Annotated in this window: 14 protein-coding genes; 7 read left to right on the top strand and 7 right to left on the bottom strand. The window is 56.9% G+C overall.

What is annotated here, in order from left to right:
• Positions 1-19 precede the first annotated feature (19 nt).
• Positions 20-3181, top strand: a complete 3162-nt coding sequence (locus JYB84_RS05080; RefSeq protein WP_207322350.1) for an efflux RND transporter permease subunit — start codon at positions 20-22, stop codon at positions 3179-3181.
• Positions 3182-3402: 221 nt separating this feature from the next.
• Entirely contained in the window at positions 3403-3933 is a 531-nt protein-coding gene (locus tag JYB84_RS05085; protein WP_207322351.1) for an acyloxyacyl hydrolase, read from the top strand.
• A gap of 76 nt (positions 3934-4009) precedes the next feature.
• On the opposite strand, the gene JYB84_RS05090 is transcribed toward JYB84_RS05085, so the two are convergent.
• Positions 4010-5017: an isocitrate dehydrogenase gene (locus JYB84_RS05090; protein ID WP_207322352.1), complete on the bottom strand. Its 1008-nt coding sequence runs from the start codon at positions 5015-5017 to the stop codon at positions 4010-4012.
• A gap of 248 nt (positions 5018-5265) precedes the next feature.
• Here JYB84_RS05090 and JYB84_RS05095 point away from each other — a divergent pair, with 248 nt between their 5' ends.
• Positions 5266-8121, top strand: a complete 2856-nt coding sequence (locus JYB84_RS05095) for a S9 family peptidase (protein ID WP_228290885.1) — start codon at positions 5266-5268, stop codon at positions 8119-8121.
• A 78-nt stretch (positions 8122-8199) separates the two neighbouring features.
• Here JYB84_RS05095 and JYB84_RS05100 read toward each other — a convergent pair whose 3' ends face one another.
• The 5 genes from JYB84_RS05100 to JYB84_RS05120 all read right to left on the bottom strand — a co-directional run bounded on the left by JYB84_RS05100 (position 8200) and on the right by JYB84_RS05120 (position 14754).
• Positions 8200-8592 (bottom strand): DUF3192 domain-containing protein, encoded by a 393-nt coding sequence (locus JYB84_RS05100; protein WP_207322354.1) that lies wholly within the window; start codon positions 8590-8592, stop codon positions 8200-8202.
• A gap of 158 nt (positions 8593-8750) precedes the next feature.
• Positions 8751-9506, bottom strand: a complete 756-nt coding sequence (gene xni / locus JYB84_RS05105) for a flap endonuclease Xni (protein WP_207322355.1) — start codon at positions 9504-9506, stop codon at positions 8751-8753.
• Positions 9503-10858 (bottom strand): nucleotide 5'-monophosphate nucleosidase PpnN, encoded by a 1356-nt coding sequence (gene ppnN, locus JYB84_RS05110; RefSeq protein ID WP_207322356.1) that lies wholly within the window; start codon positions 10856-10858, stop codon positions 9503-9505. The genes xni and ppnN overlap by 4 nt, the downstream gene beginning before the upstream one ends.
• Positions 10859-10914: 56 nt before the next feature.
• Positions 10915-12471, bottom strand: a complete 1557-nt coding sequence (locus JYB84_RS05115) for a GGDEF domain-containing protein (protein WP_207322357.1) — start codon at positions 12469-12471, stop codon at positions 10915-10917.
• Between the two features lie 159 nt (positions 12472-12630).
• Positions 12631-14754 (bottom strand): tetratricopeptide repeat protein, encoded by a 2124-nt coding sequence (locus JYB84_RS05120; RefSeq protein ID WP_207322358.1) that lies wholly within the window; start codon positions 14752-14754, stop codon positions 12631-12633.
• 392 nt (positions 14755-15146) lie between these two features.
• Here JYB84_RS05120 and JYB84_RS05125 point away from each other — a divergent pair, with 392 nt between their 5' ends.
• Complete coding sequence (locus JYB84_RS05125) at positions 15147-16952, top strand: M61 family metallopeptidase (protein WP_228290886.1); 1806 nt, start codon at positions 15147-15149, stop codon at positions 16950-16952.
• Between the two features lie 161 nt (positions 16953-17113).
• Positions 17114-20377: a S41 family peptidase gene (locus tag JYB84_RS05130; RefSeq protein WP_207322359.1), complete on the top strand. Its 3264-nt coding sequence runs from the start codon at positions 17114-17116 to the stop codon at positions 20375-20377.
• 131 nt (positions 20378-20508) lie between these two features.
• On the opposite strand, the gene JYB84_RS05135 is transcribed toward JYB84_RS05130, so the two are convergent.
• Entirely contained in the window at positions 20509-20958 is a 450-nt protein-coding gene (locus tag JYB84_RS05135; protein ID WP_207322360.1) for an OsmC family protein, read from the bottom strand.
• Positions 20959-21235: 277 nt separating this feature from the next.
• On the opposite strand from JYB84_RS05135, the gene JYB84_RS05140 reads away from it, so the two are divergent.
• Positions 21236-22801, top strand: a complete 1566-nt coding sequence (locus JYB84_RS05140; protein ID WP_207322361.1) for a S8 family serine peptidase — start codon at positions 21236-21238, stop codon at positions 22799-22801.
• A gap of 251 nt (positions 22802-23052) precedes the next feature.
• Complete coding sequence (locus JYB84_RS05145; RefSeq protein ID WP_207322362.1) at positions 23053-24636, top strand: methyl-accepting chemotaxis protein; 1584 nt, start codon at positions 23053-23055, stop codon at positions 24634-24636.
• The last annotated feature ends 159 nt before the right edge of the window (positions 24637-24795 follow it).

Genomic DNA, 24795 nt, shown 5'->3' on the forward strand with positions numbered 1-24795 from the left:
GTCGCTGAGGAAAGAAGTTATGTTGTCACAGTTTTTTATCAGGCGACCCATATTCGCCGCAGTGCTGTCGCTGCTGTTTTTCATCACCGGGGCCATTGCCGTCTGGCAACTGCCCATCACAGAATATCCCGAGGTGGTGCCGCCGACCGTGGTGGTCACCGCCAGCTACCCCGGTGCCAATCCCAAGGTGATCGCCGAAACCGTGGCCTCGCCACTGGAGCAGGAAGTCAACGGGGTGGAGAACATGCTGTACATGTCCTCCCAGGCCACCGCCGATGGCCGCATGACCCTGACCATCACCTTTGCCATTGGCACGGATGTGGACCGGGCCCAGGCCCAGGTGCAGAGCCGGGTCGACCGGGCCAAGCCCCGTTTGCCCCAGGAAGTGCAACGCCTGGGGGTGGTGACCGAGAAATCGTCACCGGACCTGACCATGGTGGTGCACCTGACCTCACCGGACAAGCGCTATGACATGCTGTACCTGTCCAACTACGCCGCGCTCAACGTCAAGGACGAGCTGGCGAGGATCAAGGGCGTAGGGTCGGTGCAATTGTTCGGTGCCGGTGAATACAGCCTGCGTATTTGGCTCGATCCCAACAAGGTCCAGGCCCTGGGGCTGTCGGCCGGTGATGTGGTGGCCGCGGTGCGGGAGCAAAACCAGCAGGCCGCCGCCGGCAGCCTGGGGGCCCAGCCCAGCGGCAGCGCCGACTTCCAGTTGCTGATCAACGTCAAGGGCCGCCTCAGCGAGCTGAGCGAATTTGAAGACATCATTATCCGCGTCGGTCAGGATGGTGAGATAGTGCGCCTCAAAGACGTGGCCCGGGTAGAGCTGGGGGCCTCCAGCTACGCCCTGCGTTCACTGCTGGACAATCAGGATGCCGTGGCGATTCCGATTTTCCAGGCATCCGGCTCCAATGCCATTCAGATCTCCGACGATGTCCGCGCCCGTATGGCCGAACTGTCCCTGGGTTTTCCCGAGGGACTCAATTATGAAATTGTCTACGATCCGACCGTGTTTGTGCGTGATTCCATCAAGGCCGTGGTCAAAACCCTGCTGGAAGCCATCTTGCTGGTGGTGCTGGTGGTGGTGCTGTTCCTGCAGACCTGGCGCGCGTCCATCATTCCCCTGGTGGCCGTGCCCGTATCCCTGGTGGGTACCTTTGCGGTGATGCACCTGATGGGCTTTTCACTCAATGCCCTGTCGCTGTTTGGCTTGGTGCTGGCCATAGGCATTGTGGTGGATGATGCCATTGTGGTGGTGGAAAACGTCGAGCGCAACATAGCCAACGGTCTCTCGCCCATGGCGGCCACCGAGCGTGCCATGCGCGAGGTGACGGGCCCCATTGTGGCCACCACCCTGGTGTTGGCGGCGGTGTTTATTCCCACCGCCTTTATGAGTGGCCTGACGGGGCAGTTCTACAAACAGTTTGCCCTGACCATCACCATCTCCACCTTTATCTCGGCCATCAACTCCCTGACCCTGAGCCCGGCGCTGTCGGCGCTGTTGCTCAAGGGTCATGATGCGCCCAAGGATGCCCTGACCCGCTTGATGGACAGGCTGTTCGGTACCTGGCTGTTTGCCCCCTTCAATCGCCTGTTCAACAGGGCCTCCGCGGGCTACGGTTTTGTGGTGCGCAAGGTGATTCGTTTCGGCGCCATAGTGGGCCTGCTGTATCTGGCTCTGGTGGCCGCCACCGGGGTGCTGTTTGTCAAAACCCCCACCGGCTATGTGCCGGGGCAGGACAAGCAATATCTGGTGGCCTTTGCCCAGTTGCCGGATGCGGCCTCGCTGGCCCGCACCGATGAGGTGATCAAACGCATGTCGGCCATAGCCCTGGACTATCCCGGTGTGGCCCATTCTGTAGCCTTCCCCGGTCTGTCCATCAACGGCTTCACCAACAGCACCAACGCCGGTGTGGTGTTTGTGGCCCTGGATGATTTCGACAAGCGCCAGGGACCTGAGCAGTCCGCCGGTGCCATCGCCATGGCGCTGAACCAGCAGTTTGCCGCCATTCAGGATGCCTATATCGCCATCTTCCCGCCACCACCTGTGCAGGGACTCGGCACCATAGGCGGTTTCAGGCTGCAAATTCAGGACAGAGCCAACCTGGGCTATGAGGCCCTGTATCAGGTGGCGATGCAGGTGATGTACAAGGCCTGGTCTACCCCAGAGCTGGCCGGGGTGTTCTCCAGCTATCAGGTGAACGTGCCGCAGCTGGAGCTGGAAGTGGACAGGACCAAGGCCAAACAACAGGCCGTATCGCTGGATCAGGTATTCCAGACGCTGCAGACCTATATGGGCTCGACCTATGTGAATGACTTCAACCGCTTTGGTCGCACCTATCAGGTGAACATGCAGGCCGATGAGGCCTTCCGCCAGAGCCCTGAGCAAATCCGCCAGCTGAAGTTGCCCAATGCCCATGGCGACATGGTACCGCTCGGCTCCTTTATCAAGGTGAGCCAGAGTGCGGGACCGGATCGGGTGATGCACTACAACGGCTTTGTCACCGCCGAGATCAACGGTGGTCCGGCGCCGGGATACAGCTCAGGTGAGGCCCAGGCCGCCATAGATAAAATCCTGGCCGAGACCCTGCCACCCGGCATGACCTATGAGTGGACCGAGCTGACCTACCAGCAGATCCTGGCCGGTAACGCGGGCCTGCTGATCTACCCCCTGGTGATCCTGCTGGTGTTCATGGTGCTCGCGGCCCAGTACGAAAGCCTGAGTCTGCCACTGGCCATCATACTCATCATACCTATGACCTTGCTGTCGGCGCTGAGTGGGGTGCTGCTGTGGGGCAGTGACAACAACATCTTCACCCAGATAGGCCTGATAGTGCTGGTGGGGCTGGCAACCAAGAATGCCATCCTGATAGTGGAGTTCGCCAAGGAGAAGCAGGATCACGGCATGGCGCCCATGGAGGCCATTCTCGAGGCGGCGCGGCTGCGACTCAGGCCCATACTGATGACCTCCATCGCCTTCATCATGGGTGTGGTTCCCATGGTGTACTCCAGCGGTGCCGGCGCCGAGATGCGCCAGGCCATGGGCGTGGCGGTATTCGCCGGCATGATAGGTGTGACCCTGTTTGGTCTGCTGCTGACGCCACTGTTCTACTACGGTCTCAACCGTCGTAAGGCCAGACAGGCCGCCCTGGTCGCAGTGGAGGCCGAGGCCGCGTAACCCATTGCGGGGCCGCCATTTATGCCGTTGGCGGCGGCCCCGAATCCTTTCCCGATGCAACCCACTGGCAGTGTTTGGCCTGGCCTTCACTGCCTTTTTTATTTATCAGCCTGAAGCGGGCCAGGGACTTTTTCACAAGTCCAAGGGGCAAGCTATAGTTAGTTGGACAGGTCTGGATTGTCGGGAGACAGCGGGACCGGTTAGTGATTGTGGAGGTGTGTATGCACTACGGAAGCTGTCATTCTCCATCCGCTATTGCGGTTCAGTTCTGGCTTGGCCTTGCCCTGATGCTGGGTTCCATGGCTGCCCTGGCCGAGGCCCGCCAGGACACTCCCGCCATGTTGCGCCTGAGTGTCGGCCAGACTGGGATAGACACCGCCGAGGGCAGGGAGCCCTGGCACATAGGCCTGGATTATCGCTGGCAGCCCATGGGCAGTTGGGAGCTGGTGCCGTCGATTGGGGTGTTGTGGATCAACGGTGGAGCCCATTATGTTTATGCCGAGCTTAAGCGTGACTTCCTGTTCGATAACGGCTGGGTGCTGACCCCGAGCTTTGCCGCCGGCGCCTTTGATGACAGCGAGGAGCTGCAACTTGGCAATGAGCTGGAGTTTCGCTCGGGCCTGGAGCTGGGCTATCGCTTTGACAACCACTACCGCCTGGGGCTGGGGGTATTTCACACCTCCAACGGCGGGATCAGCGACAAAAATCCCGGTACCGAATCTGTGCTTTTGTCTTTGAGTATGCCCATGTAAGGCGGTTTGCGGGAAAAGTGCCAATAAAAAAGGGATGAGCCAGGCTCATCCCTTTTGTGTTCCCAATGTGCACAGATCAGAGTCTGTCCAGCACCGCCTGGGTGAAGTCTGTGGTGCCATGGGTGCCACCGAGATCGCGGGTGGTGCGGTCACCTTCGGCAATTACGGCAGAAACCGCGTTGCGGATGGCGGCGGCCTTGTCGGCCATACCCAGGTATTCCAGCATCTGGATGGAGGCCAAGATCACAGAGGTGGGGTTGGCCAGGTTTTTACCGGCAATGTCCGGGGCGCTGCCGTGTACCGCTTCGAAAATTGCGGCATCGCGGCCTATGTTGGCACCGGGTGCCATACCCAGACCACCCACCAGACCGGCACACAGATCCGACAAAATGTCACCGAACAGGTTGGTGGTGACTATCACGTCGAAGTTTTCCGGATTCATCACCAGCTTCATGCAGGTGGCGTCCACTATCATTTCTTCGGTGATGATGTCGGGATAACGCTGGCTCACTTCACGGGCCACCTTCAGGAACAGGCCTGAAGTGGATTTCATGATGTTGGCCTTGTGTACTATGGTCACCTTCTTGCGACCTTCTTTACGGGCCAGCTCGTAGGCGAAAGTGGTGATCTGCTCGGCGCCCTGACGGGTGATGACGCTGGTGGCTTCGGCTGTGCTGCCGTCTTCGGACACCTTCTGGCCGTAACCAGAGTACATGCCCTCAGTGTTCTCACGCACTGTGATGATGTCGATATTGTCGTATCTTGCCTGGGTGCCTTTGAAAGACAGTACAGGGCGCACGTTGGCATATAGGCCAAACTTCTTGCGCAGCGTCACGTTGATGGAGGTAAAACCTTCACCCACCGGCGTGGTCAGGGGTCCTTTAAGTGTGATACGGTTCTTTTCAATAAGATCCAAAGTACGCTGTGGCAGCAGTTCACCGTGCTTTTCCAGTGCCGTCAGGCCCGCATCGGCAAATTCGTATTCGAAATCGCAGCCTGCCTTGTCGAGGATCTTGAGGGCAGAATCTATGATGCTGGGACCGATCCCATCGCCAGGGATCACGGTAATCGTTCTTTTTGACATGGAGAATCCTTCCACGGTTGGTGGTTACTGCTATTGACCTGCCTTGGAAACCAAGGTAGGACAGGATATTTCGCGATATTTATCTGTAGTATTTTAACCACTTTAAATCACTTTTCACAGGGAAAGGTGAGCAAACACTCGGTTTTTTATCTTGGCCAAAATGCGTAAAATCAGGCTAAGAGCTTGATTTAAGGCCAAAGGCTTAAAAAGTCGACTTTAGTCTAATAACAACGAAAAAGAGAATGATTTTGAAGACACTTCCCCTCGTTCGGGCCCTGGCCCTGTGTTTGGGTACAGGTTTTTGGGGCCAGTCGCTGGCGACGCCCCAGACACTGTCCCTGCAGGACATTATGGCCTTTGAAACCGCCAAAACACCTGTGCTGGCCGACAATGGCAACAGTTTTGCTGTGGAGCTGGAGCCGGATCGCGGTGACAGCCGTACCCTGGTGCAAACCCTGGATAAAAACGCCAGTTACAGCATAGCAGGTGCCTCGGCACCCATACTCAGTGCCGATGGCCGATTTGCCGCCATGAAGCTGGCGCCGTCGCTGCTGGCCATGGAAAGCAGTGACGCCAAGGCCAAAAAAGCCCTCAAGGCCGGCATGGTGCTGTTGGACCTGACCACGGGGGCCGAGCAGCGTTTCGAACGGGTCAAGAGTTTTGCCTTCTCGGAGCAGGGCGATCTGCTGGCCATCTGGTTTGAGGTCGAGGAAGAGAAAAAAGCTGAGGATAAAAAGGTTGAGGAGCCCAAACAGGAGCCGCAATCCCCGACCGAGCCGGAAAAGAGCAAGGCAGCCAATTCCAACAAGACATCAAAGCCCAACAAGGCCGATGCCGGCTCCGAGCTGACCCTGATTGCGCTCGGCAGTGGTAAGCAACTCAGTTTCTCTGATGTCACGGGTTACAGCTTTGCCCGGGAGACAATGGCGGTGGCCCTGGTCCGTAACCAGAGTGGCGATACGCCGCTGCACCAGCTGTTATTGCTGAGTGGCAACACGCTTTCGTCCCGCACCCTGCTGGACTCAAAGGATCAGCATCTGGGGGCGCTGGCCCTGAGTCCCGACGGCAAGGCGGTTGCCCTGACCCTGGGGGATGCCGCAGTCGATACCGACGAGCGGGAGTACCAGTTGCTGCTTATCGATGACAGCGGCAAACGCAAGCTGGCCGCCAGGGACAAAGACTGGACCCTGAACCGCTACGGCTCGGTGCAATTTTCCCGGGATGGCAAACGGGTGTTTGTCGGCCGGGTGCCAGAGGTCAGCAAGCCCATCAGTCGCAAACAATTCAAGACAGAGGCAGATCTGCGCGACGAGGCCATACTGCAAGACAATCGCGGTCTTAAGGTGTGGCACAGTAAGGATCCCTTGATAAAGCCAAACGAAATCAAGGAATACAGTAAGGAAGTTGAGCGCACCTATCTGGCTGTGTGGCATCTGGGCAAGGACGCGGGCAATAAGCTGGTGCAGCTGGCCGACAGTCAGGTGCCGGATGTGACAGTGACCGAGCAGCGCCGTTTCCTGCTGGGTTCAAGCAACAAGCCCTACCAACTGATGAGCACCTGGGCCGGGGCCTTCCGGGACTATTACCTGGTGGACCTCGACACAGGACGCAAGCAGTTGCTGGTGGCGCAACTGGAGTCCGACAACGAACCCACCCTGTCCGGCGATGGCCGCTTTCTGGCCTATTTCCAGCAAGGACAGGTGTATCTCTATGATATTGCTGCCGGGCGTCGCTTCAATTTAAGCGGCAAGCTCAAGGTCAGCTTTGCCGATGAAGATCACGACTATCCCTCCAGTGCCCCCGGCTATGGTTTTGGCCCCTGGTTGGAGGACGGTGCCGGGATCCTGGTGTATGACAAGTACGATATCTGGCAATTCGACAGCCGCAGCCACGAGGGCTTTATGCTGACCGGTGGTGAAGGTCGCAGGCTGCAGCTGCAACTGCGGGTGGCGGGTCTGGTGGAAGACCCTCTGCAACCTTCGACCATTAAGCCGGGAGAGACCCTGCTGCTGCACGGTTACGGCTGGGCCTCCAAGGCAGACAGCTTCTGGCAGGCCAGGGTCGGCAGCGCCGGTATCAAGCCGCTGTTGCAAGAAGAGCAGAAACTCACAGTGCTGGCCCGTGCCAAGCACAGTGAACAAATCTTGTTCAGCAAGGAGCGCTACGATCGCTATCCGGATATCCATAGCGCCAAGCTGGCGCAAGTGGCTCAAGCGGTGCAGCAAACGGATCTCGATGCCCAGCGGCGCCAATTTGGCTGGGGCCAATCCGAGCTGGTGCATTGGACCAACACAGATGGCAAACTGCTGGACGGCGTGCTCATCAAGCCTGTGGGTTATCAGGAGGGTAAACGCTATCCCGTGCTGGTGTACTTCTACCGCTTTATGAGCGATCGCCTGCATGCTTTCCCGCAAATGCAGGTGAACCACAGGCCCAATTTTGCCTGGTACGCCGCCAACGGCTACGCCATCTTCCTGCCGGATATCCGCTTTGAGATAGGTTACCCGGGCAACAGTTCGGTGCAGGCCCTGACCTCCGGGGTGCAAAAGCTGATTGAAATGGGCGTTGCCGATCCCAAGGCCGTGGGTCTGCAGGGCCATTCCTGGGGCGGTTATCAGACGGCCTTTGCCGTGACCCAAACCAATCTGTTTGCCGCCGCGGTCACCGGTGCCCCGGTGGCCAACATGACCAGTGCCTACAGTGGTATCCGCCTCGGCACAGGATTGGCACGCCAGTTCCAGTATGAAACCGGTCAGAGCCGCATCGGCGAGAGCTTGATGAGTGCGCCGCAGAAGTACATTGAAAACTCACCGGTATTTTATGTGGATCGCATTAAAACGCCGATGATGATCATGTTCGGTGACAGGGATGACGCCGTGCCTTGGGAGCAGGGCATTGAGCTGTACCTGGCCATGCGCCGGGCGGGTAAAGAGGTGGTGTTTTTGCAATATGAGGATGAACCGCACCATCTGAAAAAGTACCCCAACAAGCTCGATTACAGCCTGAAAATGATGGCTTTCTTCGATCACTTCCTCAAAGGGGCACCCGCCCCGGAGTGGCTGGAGAAAGGCGAGCCCTACCGGGAGTTTAAGGACGCCGAATAATGCAAAAAGCCACCTCAGGGTGGCTTTTTTGTGGCTTGCGTTTGGCGGTTTTACATTGCCCTGAATTCTGGACTCTTATCACAACACCTTGGCAATGGGGGCAGCCTGGAACAGCTGGTAGCTGTCATCGCCCCAGGCGATCAGCTTATTGTCCTTGAACAGCAGTGGGGTGCACTCATCCTTGGTGGTCTCGCCGTCGGATTTTTCATGGTGGGTGCGGTAAAAAAGCACCTGCAGCTGGGCGCCCTCGGTATTCTTGGCTTCGGAAAAATTGGCCTTGCCCATGATCTGACGCACTTCGTCTATATCCAGGCCCAGATTCAGCTCGGTCAACTGCCGCTGGTTATAGGCCTGTCTGTCTTCCCAATCCATTTCATCGGGGGTGGGCTTGTAGCCCAGGGCGGCCACGCCGACAAAGACCAGGTAGGCCGCGAAAACGCCGCCTATGACAACGGGGGCAGAGGGTTTCATCTGTGGTGCATTCCTTGTGACTTAACAGGATCCGTGGAAGCGCAGGCAGTGGATCCTTCGCCGCGCTCCAATATTGGCGCTAAAGATAACCGAGCAGGGGATAATGGTAAATACAATGTCGCATTTGTTAACAATTTTGACTGATTTTCTGCTGTTCATTATCCAAGACGCAACTGCGCCAGCGACAGGTTGAGCGGCATATCCGTCTGCAGTTTGGCCAGCTTGTAACTGAGGCGGGCCATGTCCCGACCTTCCTCAAGCTTTTTGGCTTGCTTGGCACCCAGGGTATTGAGCGACTGATACAGGTTGGCCAGGCTGCGGTAGGTCTTGAGTAATTCTGCCGCTGACTTGGGGCCTATGCCGGCTATCCCGGGGATCTTGTTGCCGCTGTCACCGGCCAGGGCGATAAAATCGAGCAATTGACTGCGCTGTACTCCCAGCTTCTGTTCCAGGGCGGCCATGTCGAGAAATTGCTGGGCAAAGTGATCCCACTGGCGGATGTTGGGATGGGTCAGCTGGGCCAGCCCCTTGTCGGTGGACACTATGATGGCCTCGCCGCCGCGACCGACAAGTTTGGTGGCCAGGGTGGCAATCACATCATCGGCTTCACTGTCGGCATTAACCGACACCAGGCCCTGGGCCAGCAGCGCCTGTTTGATGGCCGGTAAGCCGGCTGCCAGGGCTTCCGGCATGGGTTTGCGACCTTTTTTATAGTCGGGATACAGGCGTTTGCGCCAGGACTCCTGATCGCCGTCCCAGACCAGGGCACAGTGGCTTGGTGCGTGAAAGGCGATCAATTTGCGACAGGCCCCGAGCAGTCGATTCTCCAGGGCTGCCATATCGGCCTCATCCGGTTGCGCCGCATGAATGCGGCGGGTGAGATTGAGGCCATCTATTATCAGCAGTTTGTTCATTTAATAATGCGGTAGCAGGGGTGATATTCTGTGCCCGGCAGCTTCATGCGCTGCTGTTTGATAAAGGCCGCCAGCAGTTGATCCATCAGGTCCATCAGCTTGCGGTCGCCCTTAAGTTCAAAGGGACCGCTGCGCTTGATGAGCTTCATGGTTTCGGCCTTGACGTTGCCGGCCACTATACCGGAAAAGGCCCGCCGCAGCTGAGCCGCCAGATCCGCCTTGTTGCTCTGGAAGAACAGGTGCAGATTGGCCATGGCATCGTGATCCGGATAGAAGGGCAGCTGGAACTCGGGTTCAATTTTCAATGACCATTGGTAGGGATAGGCATCGCCATTGGCCTTGCGGAAGGCTTTAACCTCTTCCATGCCCTGTTTCATTATCCTGGCCACCTGAACCGGGTCGTCCACCACTATGCGATACTTGCTCTGGGCCTCATCGCCCAGGGTGGCGCCGATAAATTCATCAATCTTGGTGAAGTACTCGGCACTCTCTTTCGGGCCGGTCAGCACCAGAGGGAAGGGGATCTGCTCGTTGGCCTTGTTGAGCAGAATACCAAGCAGGTACAGGAGTTCTTCGGCGGTGCCGGCACCACCGGGGAAGATCACTATGCCATGGCCCAGGCGCACGAAGGCTTCGAGGCGCTTTTCTATGTCCGGAAGGATTACCAGCTCGTTGACTATCTGGTTTGGCGGCTCGGCAGCTATGATGCTGGGTTCGGTCAGGCCTATGTAGCGGGCATTGCAGACCCGCTGTTTGGCGTGGCCTATGGCGGCGCCCTTCATGGGCCCCTCCATGGCGCCTGGACCACAACCGGTACAGATATCCAGCCCCCTGAGCCCCAGCTGATAACCCACCTCGCGGGTGTACTGGTACTCTATGGGATTGATGCTGTGACCGCCCCAGCACACCACCACATTGGGATCGTTCTTGGTGGGCAGGGCCCTGGCGTTGCGCAGTATGTCGAACACCACGTTGGTGATGTGGCTGGCGTTGGTCAGGTTGATGTGCTTGAGGTTGTCGTACTTGTCGCTGATATAGAGAATGTCCCGCAGCACGGCAAACAGGTGCTCCTGAATACCGGCGATGATCTGGCCATCGACGAATGCCTGCTCGGGGGGATTCACCAGTTCGAGTTTGATGCCGCGTTCCCGCTGCAAAATATTGATTTCAAAGTCTTTGTATTGGTCAAACAGCTCTGCAGAGCTGTCGCTTTCCAAACCTGAGGCCAGCACGGCCAGGGAACAATTGCGGTAGAGTTGGTAGAGTTCGCTTTTAGCGCTTTGTTTGAGACGATCCACTTCCAGCTGTGAAAGCTGATCCATGCTGCCCCTTGGGCTTACTTTTACAATCATGACAACTCCTTGGCAGGACAGGAGTCGCATGGTGGGCCTGGGGCCCACCGGGAGGCTCAGATGTCGATAATGACTCTGTCTCTGCTCTGATGCTTGGCTTTATAGAGGGCTGCGTCGGCTCGCTCGAAGGTCTCCTGAATGAGCTCATTTTCCATAATTTGCGCAGCGCCTATAGATACTGTAACTGTAATGCGCTGATTTTTAAATTTAAATGGAATATTTTTTACTTTTTCACGCACCCTGTTTAAAAGTTGCTCAATGTCGTTGGCAGACACGTCAGGGATCAACATGACAAATTCTTCGCCGCCGTAGCGGGCAACAAACTCTGTATCCCGCAGCGAGTTTTTCAGCGCCATGGCGATAACCTGCAGTGTTTTGTCACCGGTACTGTGGCCAAAGTTATCGTTGATGGACTTGAAATGATCTATGTCGGCCACCGCCACCCAAACCGGGTGTTTATTGCGCTGGAAGTTGCGGAACTCCAGCTCCATCCTTTCTTCCATGGCCGCACGGTTGGGCAACTGGGTGAGGGGATCGAGCAGGTTGAGTTTCTGTTGTTCGAACAGACGCTCCTTATAGTTGCAGGCTTCTTCGCTGAGATCGTTCAGCTCCTTGCGCATGGTTTCCATGGACTTGCGCAGCAGTGCCTGTTCCCTTTGTTCAAGGGCCTCTTTTCGGGCGAGTACCGCACGCAAGCTGGCCAGGTGCTCGGTGATTTGGGCCTTGAGCTGGCCTAAGTCATCGGTATCCAATACCGCATCACCGACGCAGTCGACCCGATTGTCGATTTCCCGGTTCAGCTGGTGTCTCAGCTGGTGGCTGCGCTGGGCATGGTTATAGGAGTCGCTGACCACCTCGCGCACCGCCGACAGGGCATCGTTGAGGGCGTAGAGGAATTCCTGGGAAGCACTCTTTTCCCGGGCGATATTGTCCATCAGCAGTGACAATATGGTCTGGTAGGCATCGAGCAGATTTTCTACTTCGACATCGACCGCCAGCATTTCCTTGATTACCAGCACCTGGTCGCGCTGATCCTTGCGGAAATCCAATTCGGCAATCATCTGCGCCAACTCCTGGCCCAGTTGCCTGTGTTTGGGCAGGACGCTCAGCTTCTCGCCGGTCTCGAATTGCTGCGCCAATATGTCTTCATAGAAGCTGACCAGCTGCTCCACCTTGGGAATGTAGTCCCAGACTGTGTGGAAGGGTTTGGCCAGTTCCTGTTTGAAGTATTTGACTTCACGCTTGAGCTTGTCGGGGGCGGAATCTACGCGCTGGATTTGCCGAATGACGCGGCTGAGACCGGCGCGGCTTTCTTCCAGTTTGCCCATCACATGGTGGTATTGGCCCTTAAGCAGGCGTTCAACCTCCACCAATTCCGGCAGGGCATCATCCAGGCGCTCGAAGGTGCTGAGGTTATGGCGCAGTTTGGCGAGTTTATTATCCAGTTCCAGATTTTGGCCCTTACAGGCCAGACTCAAATTCCCGATGAATTGCAACAGGGTCTGCAGTTTTGCATTTCTGTCTTCATTGAGTTCATCCAGAGACACCTTGGCCGAGTGAAGCTTTTGCTTCAGCAAGGTGATCTGGGAAATCGTTGTATTTGAGTCCTTCATCCGGAAGTGATTCCTGCCACAAAGCCCATGAAATGGGTGGTTTTACCGTACGCTAATGCCGCAATCTTGCCCGTTAATGGTATAGCAATCCAAGGAGAGTGCAACTGGCTTGCAGCTCCCCCGGACGCAGAACTGATTGACCGCTCACAATTTGCTGCCTTATTCCGTGGCCGCCGCACCGGGCCAGCAAATCGCCTCCCGATCGCCGTTGGTTTCAATTCTTACCAGCCCGCGGCTGAGGGCTTTTTCCACATGCAGATACAGAGGCGGGGAGAAAATCGCCGCCGGGGCGAAGTCCAGTGCCCGCAAGCTGACGAAAATGCTCTGTTTGCTGTCGAGACTGAGACTGCCGGCGAGGGCCATCTGCAGGGTTTCGAACAGCACCTGGGGAGTCAGGCGGATTTCCTTGTTGGCCATCAAAGGCAATCTTATCAGCCCCAGTCGCAGTTCCTTGAGGCCGAGCTGGCCTTCCAGGGTATCGATCAGCTGCTGTGGTTGTTCCACATCCTGATGACAACACAGCAGGAAGGTACCCGGGCGCACCAGAAACACACGGCAATCCAGGGCCTGCTCCAGGCTTCGCTGTTGCTGCTGGCTTAGCTGGATATACCTGTGCAAACCCAGTTCCAAATCCGGCTGTTGCTTGCCCCACAGGGACAGCAAAACCAAGGACTGCACGTTTGAGGCAGGCTGTGACAGGTAGTCGATAAAGCCGCGATACCCCGGCAGTTCGGTCAGGGCGTCCTGGGGCATTTGCTGCTGCAGGCGCTTGAGACGGCGCTTGTCCAGACGGCGGCTGCGGGCGAGGAAATACAGGGCTATGAGGGCCACCAGACTCAGGGCGATGAATGCGAACACCTGACTGGTACGGCTGTCCAGCGCTTTGCCTATATCCTGTAATTGCCCCTGCTGCAGTGCCAAATCCAGCTTGAGTTTCTGCTCGGTCAATACCGAACCGGACTGTTCTGTCTCCTCAGGTTTGGTGGGATGTTGCTTCAGCAGGCCGATAATCCGCGCCTGATCTGCCATGGCAGCAGTGGCATCATTTGTGGCCTGCTCGGCACGGACTTTTTGTTCCAGCGCTTCTATCTGCACCTCGGGCAAGCTTTGTTCCACCGCCAGGGCTATGGCCTTGTCGGCGTGGGCCACACACTCCTGCCATACAGCTTGACCGCAATTGGCCTGGGCCAGCAGTTGTTCGTTGTAGACCAGGTAATGGTTGAGCTTGCGCTCGGCCAGCATAGTGTTTGCCTTGCCCAAATACTCCAGGGCCTGGGCAAACTGATTCAAATTGATATAGGCCTCGCCGAGATTGTGGAAGTTGCGCGCCAGGGCAATGTTATTGCCGGCGCGGATATCCACCTGCTGGGCGTTGAGGTAATAATCTATGGCCTTGTTCCACTCATTGGCATTGGCATGGATCATGGCTATCACGGTAAAGCTGATGGACAGTTGGGAATCGAAACCCAGGGCCTCGAAGCCTTCGACCGCGTCGTGGGCATATTGCAATGCTTCTGTGGTCTGATCCAGATCCCGGTACACACGGGCCAATTGCAACTGCAGGTTGGCTCTTTGCAATGGATAGTCGTCACTGTTGCTGAGTCGATAGGCCTCGTTGTAATGCTGCAATGCCTTGGTCAGCTGTTGTTTGGCGACGTAATATTTGCCCATCTCAGACTCGGCGAGGGCAATCAGGAAGTTATTGCGCAGCTGATAGGCCAGCTCCCGCAGGCGCTGCAAACTGACCAGTGCCGGTACATCCTGATGCAGCATCAGGTGCAGGCTACCCAGCTGTTCATGAATAGTGAATTTAAGCAGCAGCCCCTGCAGGTCGTCCATGTCCTGAGTACTATTGAGCGCCTGTTCCAACTGGACTATGGCGTCCTGATACTTGTGCTGATGACGCCCCAGCTCCCGTCCCTTGAGCATCAGCAACATGGCCTTGTCGTAGGGCGTGAATGCGCCAATATCCAGAACCTTCAGCAGTCGATTGGTATCCATCTTGTTGTTGTCATTGCCCATATTGGGTTCCAGGTTAACCCGAGTCAGGCGCTGCAACAGATGGGTGTATTGTTCAGGGGTATATCCCTGTTGGCGGGCATTGGCCTCGTATTCATCCCGGGAGCCAACGACTTCGGGCAGCGGCACTGTGGTGGATAGCTTGTTAAACAGAGCCTTGGGATCATTCCTCAGGTCCACTTCTTCAAGGATTAAATCCTGGGCCGGCAACCCCAGGGGGGCCAGCATCAGCAGCCCAATTACAAATTTAAAAAACAAGCGCATAGGGATCCCGTTTGGGGCTATTTATCTATTTTGTTAGCTTTTGTAAGTCGGGGTGAGTCAAGCTTGGGCACTTGTTATACTCGATCCCCTTTAAGGGCTTGTTGACGTTTCAGGGGTATTTTTGCAGCAGCCCGGCCGGTTTTTATGCAAGGCAGTGCGAAGTGCAGTGTAGCTATTCTACATAAACGAGCACTAACGCAGCAGAAAGACCGACCAGGCGCTGCCCTTCGGGTTCGTCTGGCGGCGACCTGCACTTTGTCACTCATCGCTTATTTAGAATAACTAAACTTCGCTCCTCGTTTCGCGTTCAGTACGCCGCCAGAGCGAACAAAATTTAATCTCGAAACGTCAACAAGCCCTATAAAAATAATCATAACCAGAAGGACATTAGAGTGAAAGCTAAGTTACTGTCATTTTTACCCCTTGGGATGCTGTTGGCCGGGCAGGCCCATGCCGTGATCAGCTACAGCATTGACCTCAGTGCCCCCGAGCACCATTTGGCCAGGGTTGAGGCCCACTTCCCCGCGGTGGATGGCAAGGACTTCAAGGTGAACCTGCCCGTGTGGCGTACCGGCAGATACCAACAGCTGCCGCTGGCGGACGGGGTGCGCCTGTTCGAGGCCAGGGACAGTGACGGCAAGCTATTGCCCTGGCAACGCACAGCCAGCGGTGAGTGGCAAATCAGTGTTGCTTCGCCAACGGATGTCACCGTCAGCTATCAGCTTTATGCCAATGAACTTGAGCTGCGGGTGCGCCACATAGATGCCAGCCATGCTTTCCTCGATGCCAGTGGGGTGTTTGTCTATAACCCTGAGCGCCGGGATGAACCCTTGACGGTAAACCTCAAGGTGCCAAAGGGATGGCAAAGTTATTCAGGAATGGCCACCGGTGGTGCTGCCCACAGTTTTGCCGCCGCCAATTACGATGTGCTGGTGGACTCGCCGATTGAGACTGGGTTAAGTCAGCAGCGCAGCTTCAGCGTCGATGGCCGCGACTATGAGTTGGTGGTCTGGGGTGAGGGTAACTATTCACTGGATACCATGGTTGCGGATCTTGAAGCGCTGGCCACCCAGGCCAAGGTGATCTGGGATGATGTGCCCTTCAAGCGCTACGTTTATATGGTGCATGCCACCTCGGGGGCCGGTGGGGCCACCGAGCACATTAATTCCACCATTATCCAGCTGCCGAGGTTCATGTTCCGCGAGCGGGCCGATTACCTGAAGTTCATCACCACAGCCTCCCACGAATTCATTCACACCTGGAACGTCAAGGCATACAGACCCAGCGGCCTGGTGCCCTATGATTTCCAAAAGGAAAACCTGACAGATCTGCTGTGGATGGCCGAGGGTTCCACCAGTTATTTCCAGGCCCAGTTGTTGCTGCGTGCCAAGGTGATGACGCCAAAGGAGTTCCTTGAGGATCTGGCAAAACGGATAGATACCCATCTCAATACGCCGGGACGGCAGCAGCAGTCGGTGGCCGAGGCCAGCCTGAACGAGTGGGTGGCCCAGGGCGGTGACTATGCCATCAATCACAGCGTCAATATCTACTCCGAAGGCTTTTTGGCCTCCCTGGCGCTGGACTTCAGCCTGCTGCAGGACAGTAAGCTCAAGCACTCCTACCGCGATGTGCACCGCCGCCTGTACAGCGATTTTGCCCTGCCCAAATCCTATGGCAGCGAGGATATCAAGACCATACTTGGCGCGCTTTCCGGCAAGGATTACGGCCCCTGGTGGCAGCAGCACATCCAGTCTCCCCTGGCGCTTAATTTTGATGAGCTGCTCTCAAGAGCGGGCCTCAGGCTGTCCTATGGTAAGGAACCCAAGTTCAAGCCCAAGGCGGGGATGGTGGTAAGCGGCAACAGCCTGGTGCTGGAAAGCGTGCAGCGCGACTCCGCAGCCTGGCAGGCGGGGCTGGTGGCCGGTGATGAACTGCTGGCCATCAATGATCTCAAGCTGGTGCCCGGGACCCTGGACAAACGCCTTGGGGACTTCAAGCCCGGTGACAGCATCAAGGTCAGCTTCTTCCATGCCGATGCGCTGCAACAGCGGACCCTGACACTGGAGCAAATGCCCGACGGCAAGGCCGAAGTGGTGGCCGTGGACAAGCCCGGTAAGGAGCAGAAGGCCTTCTTCAAGGCCTGGACCGGTATCGATTGGCCCTTCGATGCCAATGGCGATTTGCCTGCCAAGCCTTAATCTTTCACCGCTTGAAAAGCCCGGTTTGTACCGGGCTTTTTTGTGTGCCGGTGTCGAAGACACATTTGCTAAAACTTCTTTTGCACCTGAAAGCTGACGCCGACGCCGGCCTTTGGTAACGTCCGGAATTCACAAAAGAACAACAATGAGGTTGAGCCCCCATGAAACTGCGTCTCTCGGTCGCCAGCTGCCTTTTGGCACTGGGCTATTCCCTGTCTGCGCCGGCCACGGAATCCCTTGGCTATTATCGCTATCCCGATCTTGCCGGCGACACCCTGGTGTTTACCGCCGAAGGCGATATCTGGCGCACCACTTTGGGCGAGGCGACCGCAGCACGCTTGACCAGTCAGGAAGCCGAGGAATCCTCGCCAAGAATTTCGCCCGATGGCAAGCAGCTGGCGTTTGTGGCCAATTACGAGGGGGCCAGCGAGGTTTATGTGATGCCCCTTGCCGGTGGCTTGGCCAAACGGGTAAGTTTCGAGAACAGCCGGGTACGGCTGCAGGGGTGGACGCCGGATGGCAAGGTGCTCTATTCCACCGATGCCGGTTTCGGTCCCGCCAACTACTGGATGCTGCGTAGCGTCGATCCCCAAAGCCTGCAAACCAGTGATTTGCCTTTGGCCGATGCCATTGAAGGCGCCATGGATGCCAAGGGTGAGTACCTGTACTTTGTGCGCTTTGGTCTGCAGGCCACGGGTGACAATGCCAAGGTGTACCGCGGCGGTGCCCGCGGTGAGCTGTGGCGCTATCAAGTGGGCAGCAAGCAGGAGGCGGTAAAACTGCTCAATGGCCATCAGGGCTCGGTGCGTCAACCCATGGTGTGGCAAGACAGGCTCTATTTCATTAGCGACAGCGACGGCAATGACAATCTCTGGTCGGTCAAAACCGATGGCAGCGATTTGCGCCAGCACAGTCATTACAGCGACTGGCAGATCCGTGCTGCCCGCATGGACAAGGGCACCGTGGTGTTCCAGATGGGGGCGGATATCCGCACCCTCAATCTGGCCAGCGGCGAGGAAAAACTGCTGACCCCGTCACTGTTGTCGGACTTTGGCCAGCGCCGCGAGCATTGGGTCAGCAACCCCATGGATTATGCCACCGACATCAGCCTGGCGCCCCAGGGCAACAGGGCGGTGATCACCGCCCGCAGTCAGGTGGCCATTGCCGCCACCGATGGCTCGCGCCTGGTGCAGGTCAACCTGCCCGGTGACAGCCGGATCCGCAATGCCTTGCTCAGCCAGGATGGCAAGTGGGTGTATGGTATCAGTGATGCCTCCGGCGAGCAGGAGCTGTGGCGCTTCCCGGCCGATGGCAGCGCCGGCGCAGAGCAGTTGACCAAAGACGCCAAGGCCATGCGCATGAGCCTGGTCCAGTCCCCCGATGGCCGTTACCTGGCCCACGACGACTATGACGGCAACCTCTGGCTCTATGACAGCAAAAAGGGCAGCAACAGCAAGATCATCACCAATGGCGAGGGTCTGGGCCCCTATGCGGATATTGTCTGGTCACCTGACAGCCGCTTTATTGCCGTGACCAAGGCCGAAATGGGTAAACCCCGACCCCAAATTCAGCTCTACAGCCTGGAGGATGGCCACAGTGCCTTTGTCACCAGCGACAAGTACGAGTCCTGGTCACCGGCCTTCAGCCCGGACGGTCACTGGCTGTATTTCCTTTCCAACCGCGAGTTCAATGCCACCCCGACTTCGCCATGGGGCGATCGCAACATGGGACCGGTATTTGACCGTCGCAGCGGCATTTATGCCCTGGCCCTGGACAAACAGGCCCGTTTCCCGTTCCAGCGTCCGGACGAGTTGAACTCGGTGGCCACAGAGCCCAAGCAAGATAAGGAAGACAAGCAGATCAGGCTTAAGCCCGAATGGGACGGTCTGGCGCAGCGTTTGTGGCAAGTGCCGGTTGCCAGCGGTAATTACGGCTCCCTCAATGTCGCTGCCGACCGTTTGTATCTGCTCGATGGTGACATGGAAGGCCAAAATACCGCGCTGAAACTCATCAAGTTTGATGCGCTCTCTCCCAAGCTCGACAGCTTTGCCGAAGGCATCGACAGCTACAGTCTGTCACAGGACGGCAAGAAGCTGTTGCTGGGCAAGCAGGGGGGCAAGGAGCTGCTGATAGTGGATGCCGGCGATAAATTGCCGGGGGATCTGGCCAACAGCCAGGTGCAGCTGGGGCAGTGGCAACTGGCCATAGATCCGGCTGCCGAATGGCAACAGATGTTTGAAGATGCCTGGTTGATGCACAGGGATTCTTTCTTTGACAAAAAGATGCGTGGTCTGGACTGGAACGCCATCAAGGCCAAGTACCAGCCCTTGGTCAGCCGGGTAACCGACAGAAATGAACTCAACGATATCTTCAGCCAAATGATGGGCGAGCTCAGTGCACTGCATTCCCAGGTCCGTGGCGGCGATTTGCCCAAGGATGAGCATGCGCCCAAGGCTGCCGGCCTCGGTGCCCGTCTGGTGCAAACCGATAAAGGGGTGAAGATAGAACGTATCTTCCGCACCGATCCCGAACTGCCATCGGCGGCCGCGCCCTTGGCCCGTCCCGGTGTCGATGCCAGGGAAGGGGATCTGATCCTGGCGGTCAATGGCCGCAAGGCGTCCAATTTGGCCGACGTCACCGCCATGCTGCGCAATCAGGCCGACCGCCAGGTGCTGCTGGAGCTGGGCCGGGGCAAGTCCAGCCATAAAACCGTGGTACAACCCGTGGCCATCAATCAGGAAGCCGGACTGAGATATCAGGACTGGGTGGGGCACAATGCCGAGCGGGTCAAGGAGGCCGGCAAGGGTGAGTTTGGCTACCTGCACCTGTACGCCATGGGTGACAAGGACATTGCCAGTTTTGCCCGCGAGTTCTATGCCAACTACGACAAGCAGGGACTGATCATAGATGTGCGCCGCAACCGCGGTGGCAATATCGACAGCTGGATCATCGAGAAGCTGCTGCGCAAGGCCTGGGCATTCTGGCAGCCGACCCACGGCACAGCCAATGCCAACATGCAGCAAACCTTCCGCGGCCACTTGGTGGTGCTGACGGATCAGCTGACCTATTCAGATGGTGAAACCTTCTCCGCCGGTATCAAGGCCCTGGGCTTGGCACCACTGATCGGCAAGCAGACCGCCGGTGCCGGTGTTTGGCTCTCGGGCCGAAACTCTCTGGCTGATCAGGGGATGGCGCGGGTCGCCGAGTACCCCCAATATGCCATCGATGGTCGCTGGATATTGGAAGGCCGCGGTGTGAGCCCTGACATTGAGGTGGACAACCTGCCGCTGACTACCTTTATGGGGAAAGATGCCCAGTTGGAGCGGGCCATCGATTATCTGAAACAACGTCAGGCGGAGGCCCCGGTATCAGAGCTTAAGGCTGCTCCCATGTCATCCCAGGGGGAAGCCGAAGACGTGAAATGAGGTTTAGGGCGTTACCGGCAGTGGTTCCCAAGCCGGTAGCGCCCATTTTCTGCAGCCACCTAAGGGGGGGAAGGCAGTATTTTCACTCCGCAGGCCAGCAATCTGTTGGCGAAAAAACGGTTCCCATACCGTCAAGTCACTTGAGGCAGGATTTCCACTTCGCAAGCCAAAGTGTTGGCAATGAAACAGTTGGCATGGGCCTTCTCGTGCATCTTGGCCAATACTTCCTCGCTGACCTCCACTCCGGCTTTAAAACTCACCTTGGGCCGCAGCTGCATATGGGTGATGGCTTGTTTGCCATCCGCCCTTTTACCCAATTCGGCACTGGCCTCATCCTCGTAACTTTCCACGGGCAGGCGTTTGAGATGCGCTATGGCCAGGAATGTCAGCATATGACAGGACGACAGCGCAGCCAGCAGGCTTTCCTCCGGGTTCACCTTGTCGGCGCTGCCCTTGTATTCCGGGGCCGAGGAGGCCGCCAACTGCTGACCCGTGCCAAACTGAATTTGATGATCGCGACTGAAGTCTCCTTCAGCCAGATCAGCAGCGGCTTGCCATTGCACCTTGATATGAAAACTCACAAACATCTCTCCTTGTTATATTGCTTATTGGCTAACTCCGCAGCTTACCGCGCAGCATGGATTACAAACAGAGAATAATCCGTGGATTACGACTTTCAGATGAATTTTTTTCCGTCTCTCCGGCGGTAAACACTTGTCATCCTGAATCCAGATGAGTATAAAGGAGGCTGTTTGTAACTTAATTGTTACAAATGTAAACAAAAAAATAAAAAATACGTCTGGAATGGCAAGCACAATGCCGCAGAAGACGCACAGAACGACAACGAAGGAGAAAGCCATGCAAGCTTTATTAAAACCCTCGGCTGCCGCAGTCACTCTCGCCCTGAGTAGCCTGACCCTGGGAATGCACGCCAACGCCGCCGAGCAAGAGCGGGTTATCGTCAAGTTCAAGGAGGGCAAAGGCCCCAGTGTGATGGCCCAACTGCACGCCCAAGGCGGCAAGATGGAGCTGGATTTAAGTCGTCACGGCGCAGCGGCCTTTACTCTGCCGGCCCAGGCTATCAAAGGTTTGGCCAACAATCCCAACGTGGAATATGTTGAGGCCGACGTAAAACGTTTTCCCATGGCTCAGGTTGTGCCCTATGGCATTCCCATGGTGCAGGCAGATCAGCTGAGCGACAGTGCCGCGTCCAACATGACGGTTTGTATCATCGACTCGGGTTACGAGTTGGCACATGAAGACCTGTCCGGCAATCAGGTGACAGGCACCAATGATCCAGGTACCGGCAACTGGTTCACCGATGAAAACCATCACGGTACCCACGTGGCCGGCACCATAGCGGCCATGAACAACAATGTGGGCGTGGTAGGGGTGAACCCCAATGGCCATCTGAACCTGCATATAGTCAAGGTATTCAATGCCGATGGTTGGGGTTACTCCTCATCCCTGGTGTCTGCACTGGACCGCTGTGAAGACGCGGGTGCCAAGGTGGTTAACATGAGTCTGGGTGGTTCACTCAAGAGCCGCACCGAGGACACCGCATTTGCTGCCGCCGAAAGCCGTGGCGTGCTGAGCATTGCCGCCGCCGGTAACGACGGCAATACCCGTCACTCTTACCCTGCGTCATATAACTCAGTGGTGTCTGTGGCAGCCATCGACAGCAACAAGGTCGTGGCCGATTTCTCCCAAAAGACCAGCCAAGTGGAACTGTCGGGTCCAGGTGTAGGGGTGCTGTCCTCTGTGCCTACAGGTACCGCCCTGGTGGCCAATACCCAGGTGGCCGGCATTGCCTATGAGTCCATCGGCATGGAAGGCTCACCCACAGGTAGCGCCAGTGGCATGTTGGCCGATTGCGGCACAGGCGAAAGTACCTGTAACGCCAATGGTCAGGTGTGTCTGATCCAGCGCGGGGTGATTTCCTTCGCCGAGAAGGTCCAGGCCTGTGAGGCCGGTGGCGGTGTGGCTGCCATCATCTATAACAACGTTGCCGGTGCCCTTAACGGTACCCTGGGTGGCGTTGCGACCGGTATCCCCTCAGTGGGTGTGAGCGATGTCGACGGTGCTGCCATGTTGGCCGCCGTTGGCAGCAACGCCAGTGTGGCCATAGGGGCGGGCAACTATGCCTACTTTGATGGTACCTCAATGGCGACACCACACGTGGCCGGTGTCGCGGCTCTGGTGTGGAGCCATCACCCACAATGTAGCAATATCCAAATCCGTAATGTGTTGCGTGCCACCGCCGAAGATCTGGGCGTAGCCGGCCGTGATGACTCTTACGGTTACGGCCTGGTGCAGGCCAAAGACGCCGTGGACTATATCACCGCCAATGGCTGTGATGGTGCTTCCGGCGGCTCTGGTGGTGGTACCGGTGGCTGTAAAGGCAAGAACTGCAAGGCGCAGTAACCCAACCCGTGAATCTCTGTGATTGGAGAAACCAAAACGCCGCGTCAGCGGCGTTTTTTTTGCTTCCAAAAAGCGAATATCTCTGGCTTTGCACCTTTCCTACCATCTATCCGCTGTTTGGGAGTGGGATCTTGGTCAAGATCCCTGTTTAAAGCGGTATTCAGTATGACTATTATTGCGCCAAATCAAAAAAAGCATTTCTGACGTCTGTCAATATTTTGGCATTCATTCCGCAACCCCTTGATAGTGAAATGCGAAATAACCAACCGGTCAATCAGCAGGAAGTCAAACTCACGGATGAGGATATTCTATTATCTATAACGGATCTCAAGGGTCGGATCCGCTATGCCAACCCGGATTTCAATCGTATCTGCGGCTTCAACTCTGAGGAACTGCTTGGGCAGCCGCACAACATTATCCGTCATCCGGACATGCCGGAGGTGGCCTTTGCCATGCTGTGGGACAGGTTGAAGCAGGGGCGACCCTGGATGGGCATAGTGAAAAACCGCTGCAAGAATGGCGGCTTTTACTGGGTCAATGCCTATGTTTCTCCGGTATTCAAGGATGGCCGGGTGGTTGAGTTGCAGTCGGTGCGGCGCCGGGCGGGTGCAGGCAAGCAGGCCAGAGCTGCAGAACTCTATCGCCAGCTCAAGTCAGGCGCCAAGCCAAAGATAATCCGCGATCAAAGTCCGGGATTCATGGCCAGATTGCAGTGGTTTATGTTGTTGATGCTTTGCCTGACGGCGGGGGCATTCTGGCTGTCTCCCTATCTGTTGCCCCTGTGTGCCCTCTTAGGTTGGGGTGGGCTCAAGCTGTTGTTGGCGCCCTTTGCCCAACTGAACCAAAGCGCCAAAGCCATCATCCATGATCCTGTTGCCCGCCATATCTACACCCAGAGGCGGGACGAAATAGGCAATATCCGCCTGGCGATGGAGTTCATTACCGCCGAAACCACCAGTGTTGCCGGCCGTATGGCCGATGCGGCAAGCTCCCTGGCCAATGACAGTGATGTGTTGCTCCACTCTATTCAGCAGGCCTCGTCCCGCGCCAATGGCCAGAGCCAGGAAACCACCCAGGCCGCGGCAGCGGTGGAAGAGTTGACCGCCAGCTTCACCGAAGTCAGTCAGCAAATACAGCGAGTGGCCAGGGATGTGGACAGCAGCAAGCAGGCGGTGCAACAGGGCCATACCCAGCTTGAGACTGTGATCCAATCCATTGAGGGGCTGAACCTTGAGGTGGGCAATTTTGCTTCTGTGGTTGCCGAAATCGAACAGGACAGCATTGCCATCAATGAGGTGCTGGAGGTTATCAGGGGCATTGCCGAGCAAACCAATTTGCTGGCGCTCAATGCCGCCATAGAAGCTGCCCGGGCCGGTGAATCGGGTCGCGGCTTTGCCGTGGTGGCCGATGAGGTGCGTAATCTGTCCGGTCGCACCGGGGAGTCCACCGGCCAGATTGAAACCATAGTGCGCAAGTTCCAGCACAGTACCGCCAGGGCAGCCCAGACCCTGAGGGCCGGCCAGGCCAAGGCCAATGAGGCCGTATCCCAGGTGCAAGGGGTGGAGGCGGTGTTCGGCGGTTTTGTGCATACCATGGGGCAAATCAACGCCATGACAGAGCAAAGTGCGATTGCCATGGGGGAGCAGAGTCTGGCGGCGACAGAGATAAGCGACGCTTTGCAGGCCATCAGCGAACTGGCGGCAGAGGGCTATGGTCAATCCCAGGTTGATGAAGCGCGGGGTGAAAGCATGTATTCCCTCGCCCGTGAAAGCCGACACCTGTCGCAGCAGTTCTGGCAGCAATGTATGCAGCGAAACCGGAAACAGGCGTCCTGAACGGACAACTGTAAGCGTTAGCGGGCCCGCAGCCTTATGGTTGCGGGCTTTTTGCTTGGTCTTGGCAGCCAGTGGTCACTTTCTGAAGTCATCACAGTGCTTGCAGTCACGGGCCATAGATGGAACAGTAGGCCCGGGCATACTACTGAGCCCGACATT

This window comes from Shewanella cyperi (assembly GCF_017354985.1).
Classification (GTDB): Bacteria; Pseudomonadota; Gammaproteobacteria; order Enterobacterales; family Shewanellaceae; genus Shewanella; species Shewanella cyperi.

Bases quoted from the DNA above. Each gene is read 5' to 3' on its own strand.
- JYB84_RS05080 (WP_207322350.1), top strand. From the start codon at position 20: ATGTTGTCACAGTTTTTTATCAGGCGACCCATATTCGCCGCAGTGCTG.
- JYB84_RS05085 (WP_207322351.1), top strand. From the start codon at position 3,403: ATGCACTACGGAAGCTGTCATTCTCCATCCGCTATTGCGGTTCAGTTC.
- JYB84_RS05090 (WP_207322352.1), bottom strand. From the start codon at position 5,017: ATGTCAAAAAGAACGATTACCGTGATCCCTGGCGATGGGATCGGTCCC.
- JYB84_RS05100 (WP_207322354.1), bottom strand. From the start codon at position 8,592: ATGAAACCCTCTGCCCCCGTTGTCATAGGCGGCGTTTTCGCGGCCTAC.
- xni (WP_207322355.1), bottom strand. From the start codon at position 9,506: ATGAACAAACTGCTGATAATAGATGGCCTCAATCTCACCCGCCGCATT.
- ppnN (WP_207322356.1), bottom strand. From the start codon at position 10,858: ATGATTGTAAAAGTAAGCCCAAGGGGCAGCATGGATCAGCTTTCACAG.
- JYB84_RS05115 (WP_207322357.1), bottom strand. From the start codon at position 12,471: ATGAAGGACTCAAATACAACGATTTCCCAGATCACCTTGCTGAAGCAA.
- JYB84_RS05120 (WP_207322358.1), bottom strand. From the start codon at position 14,754: ATGCGCTTGTTTTTTAAATTTGTAATTGGGCTGCTGATGCTGGCCCCC.
- JYB84_RS05130 (WP_207322359.1), top strand. From the start codon at position 17,114: ATGAAACTGCGTCTCTCGGTCGCCAGCTGCCTTTTGGCACTGGGCTAT.
- JYB84_RS05140 (WP_207322361.1), top strand. From the start codon at position 21,236: ATGCAAGCTTTATTAAAACCCTCGGCTGCCGCAGTCACTCTCGCCCTG.
- JYB84_RS05145 (WP_207322362.1), top strand. From the start codon at position 23,053: ATGCGAAATAACCAACCGGTCAATCAGCAGGAAGTCAAACTCACGGAT.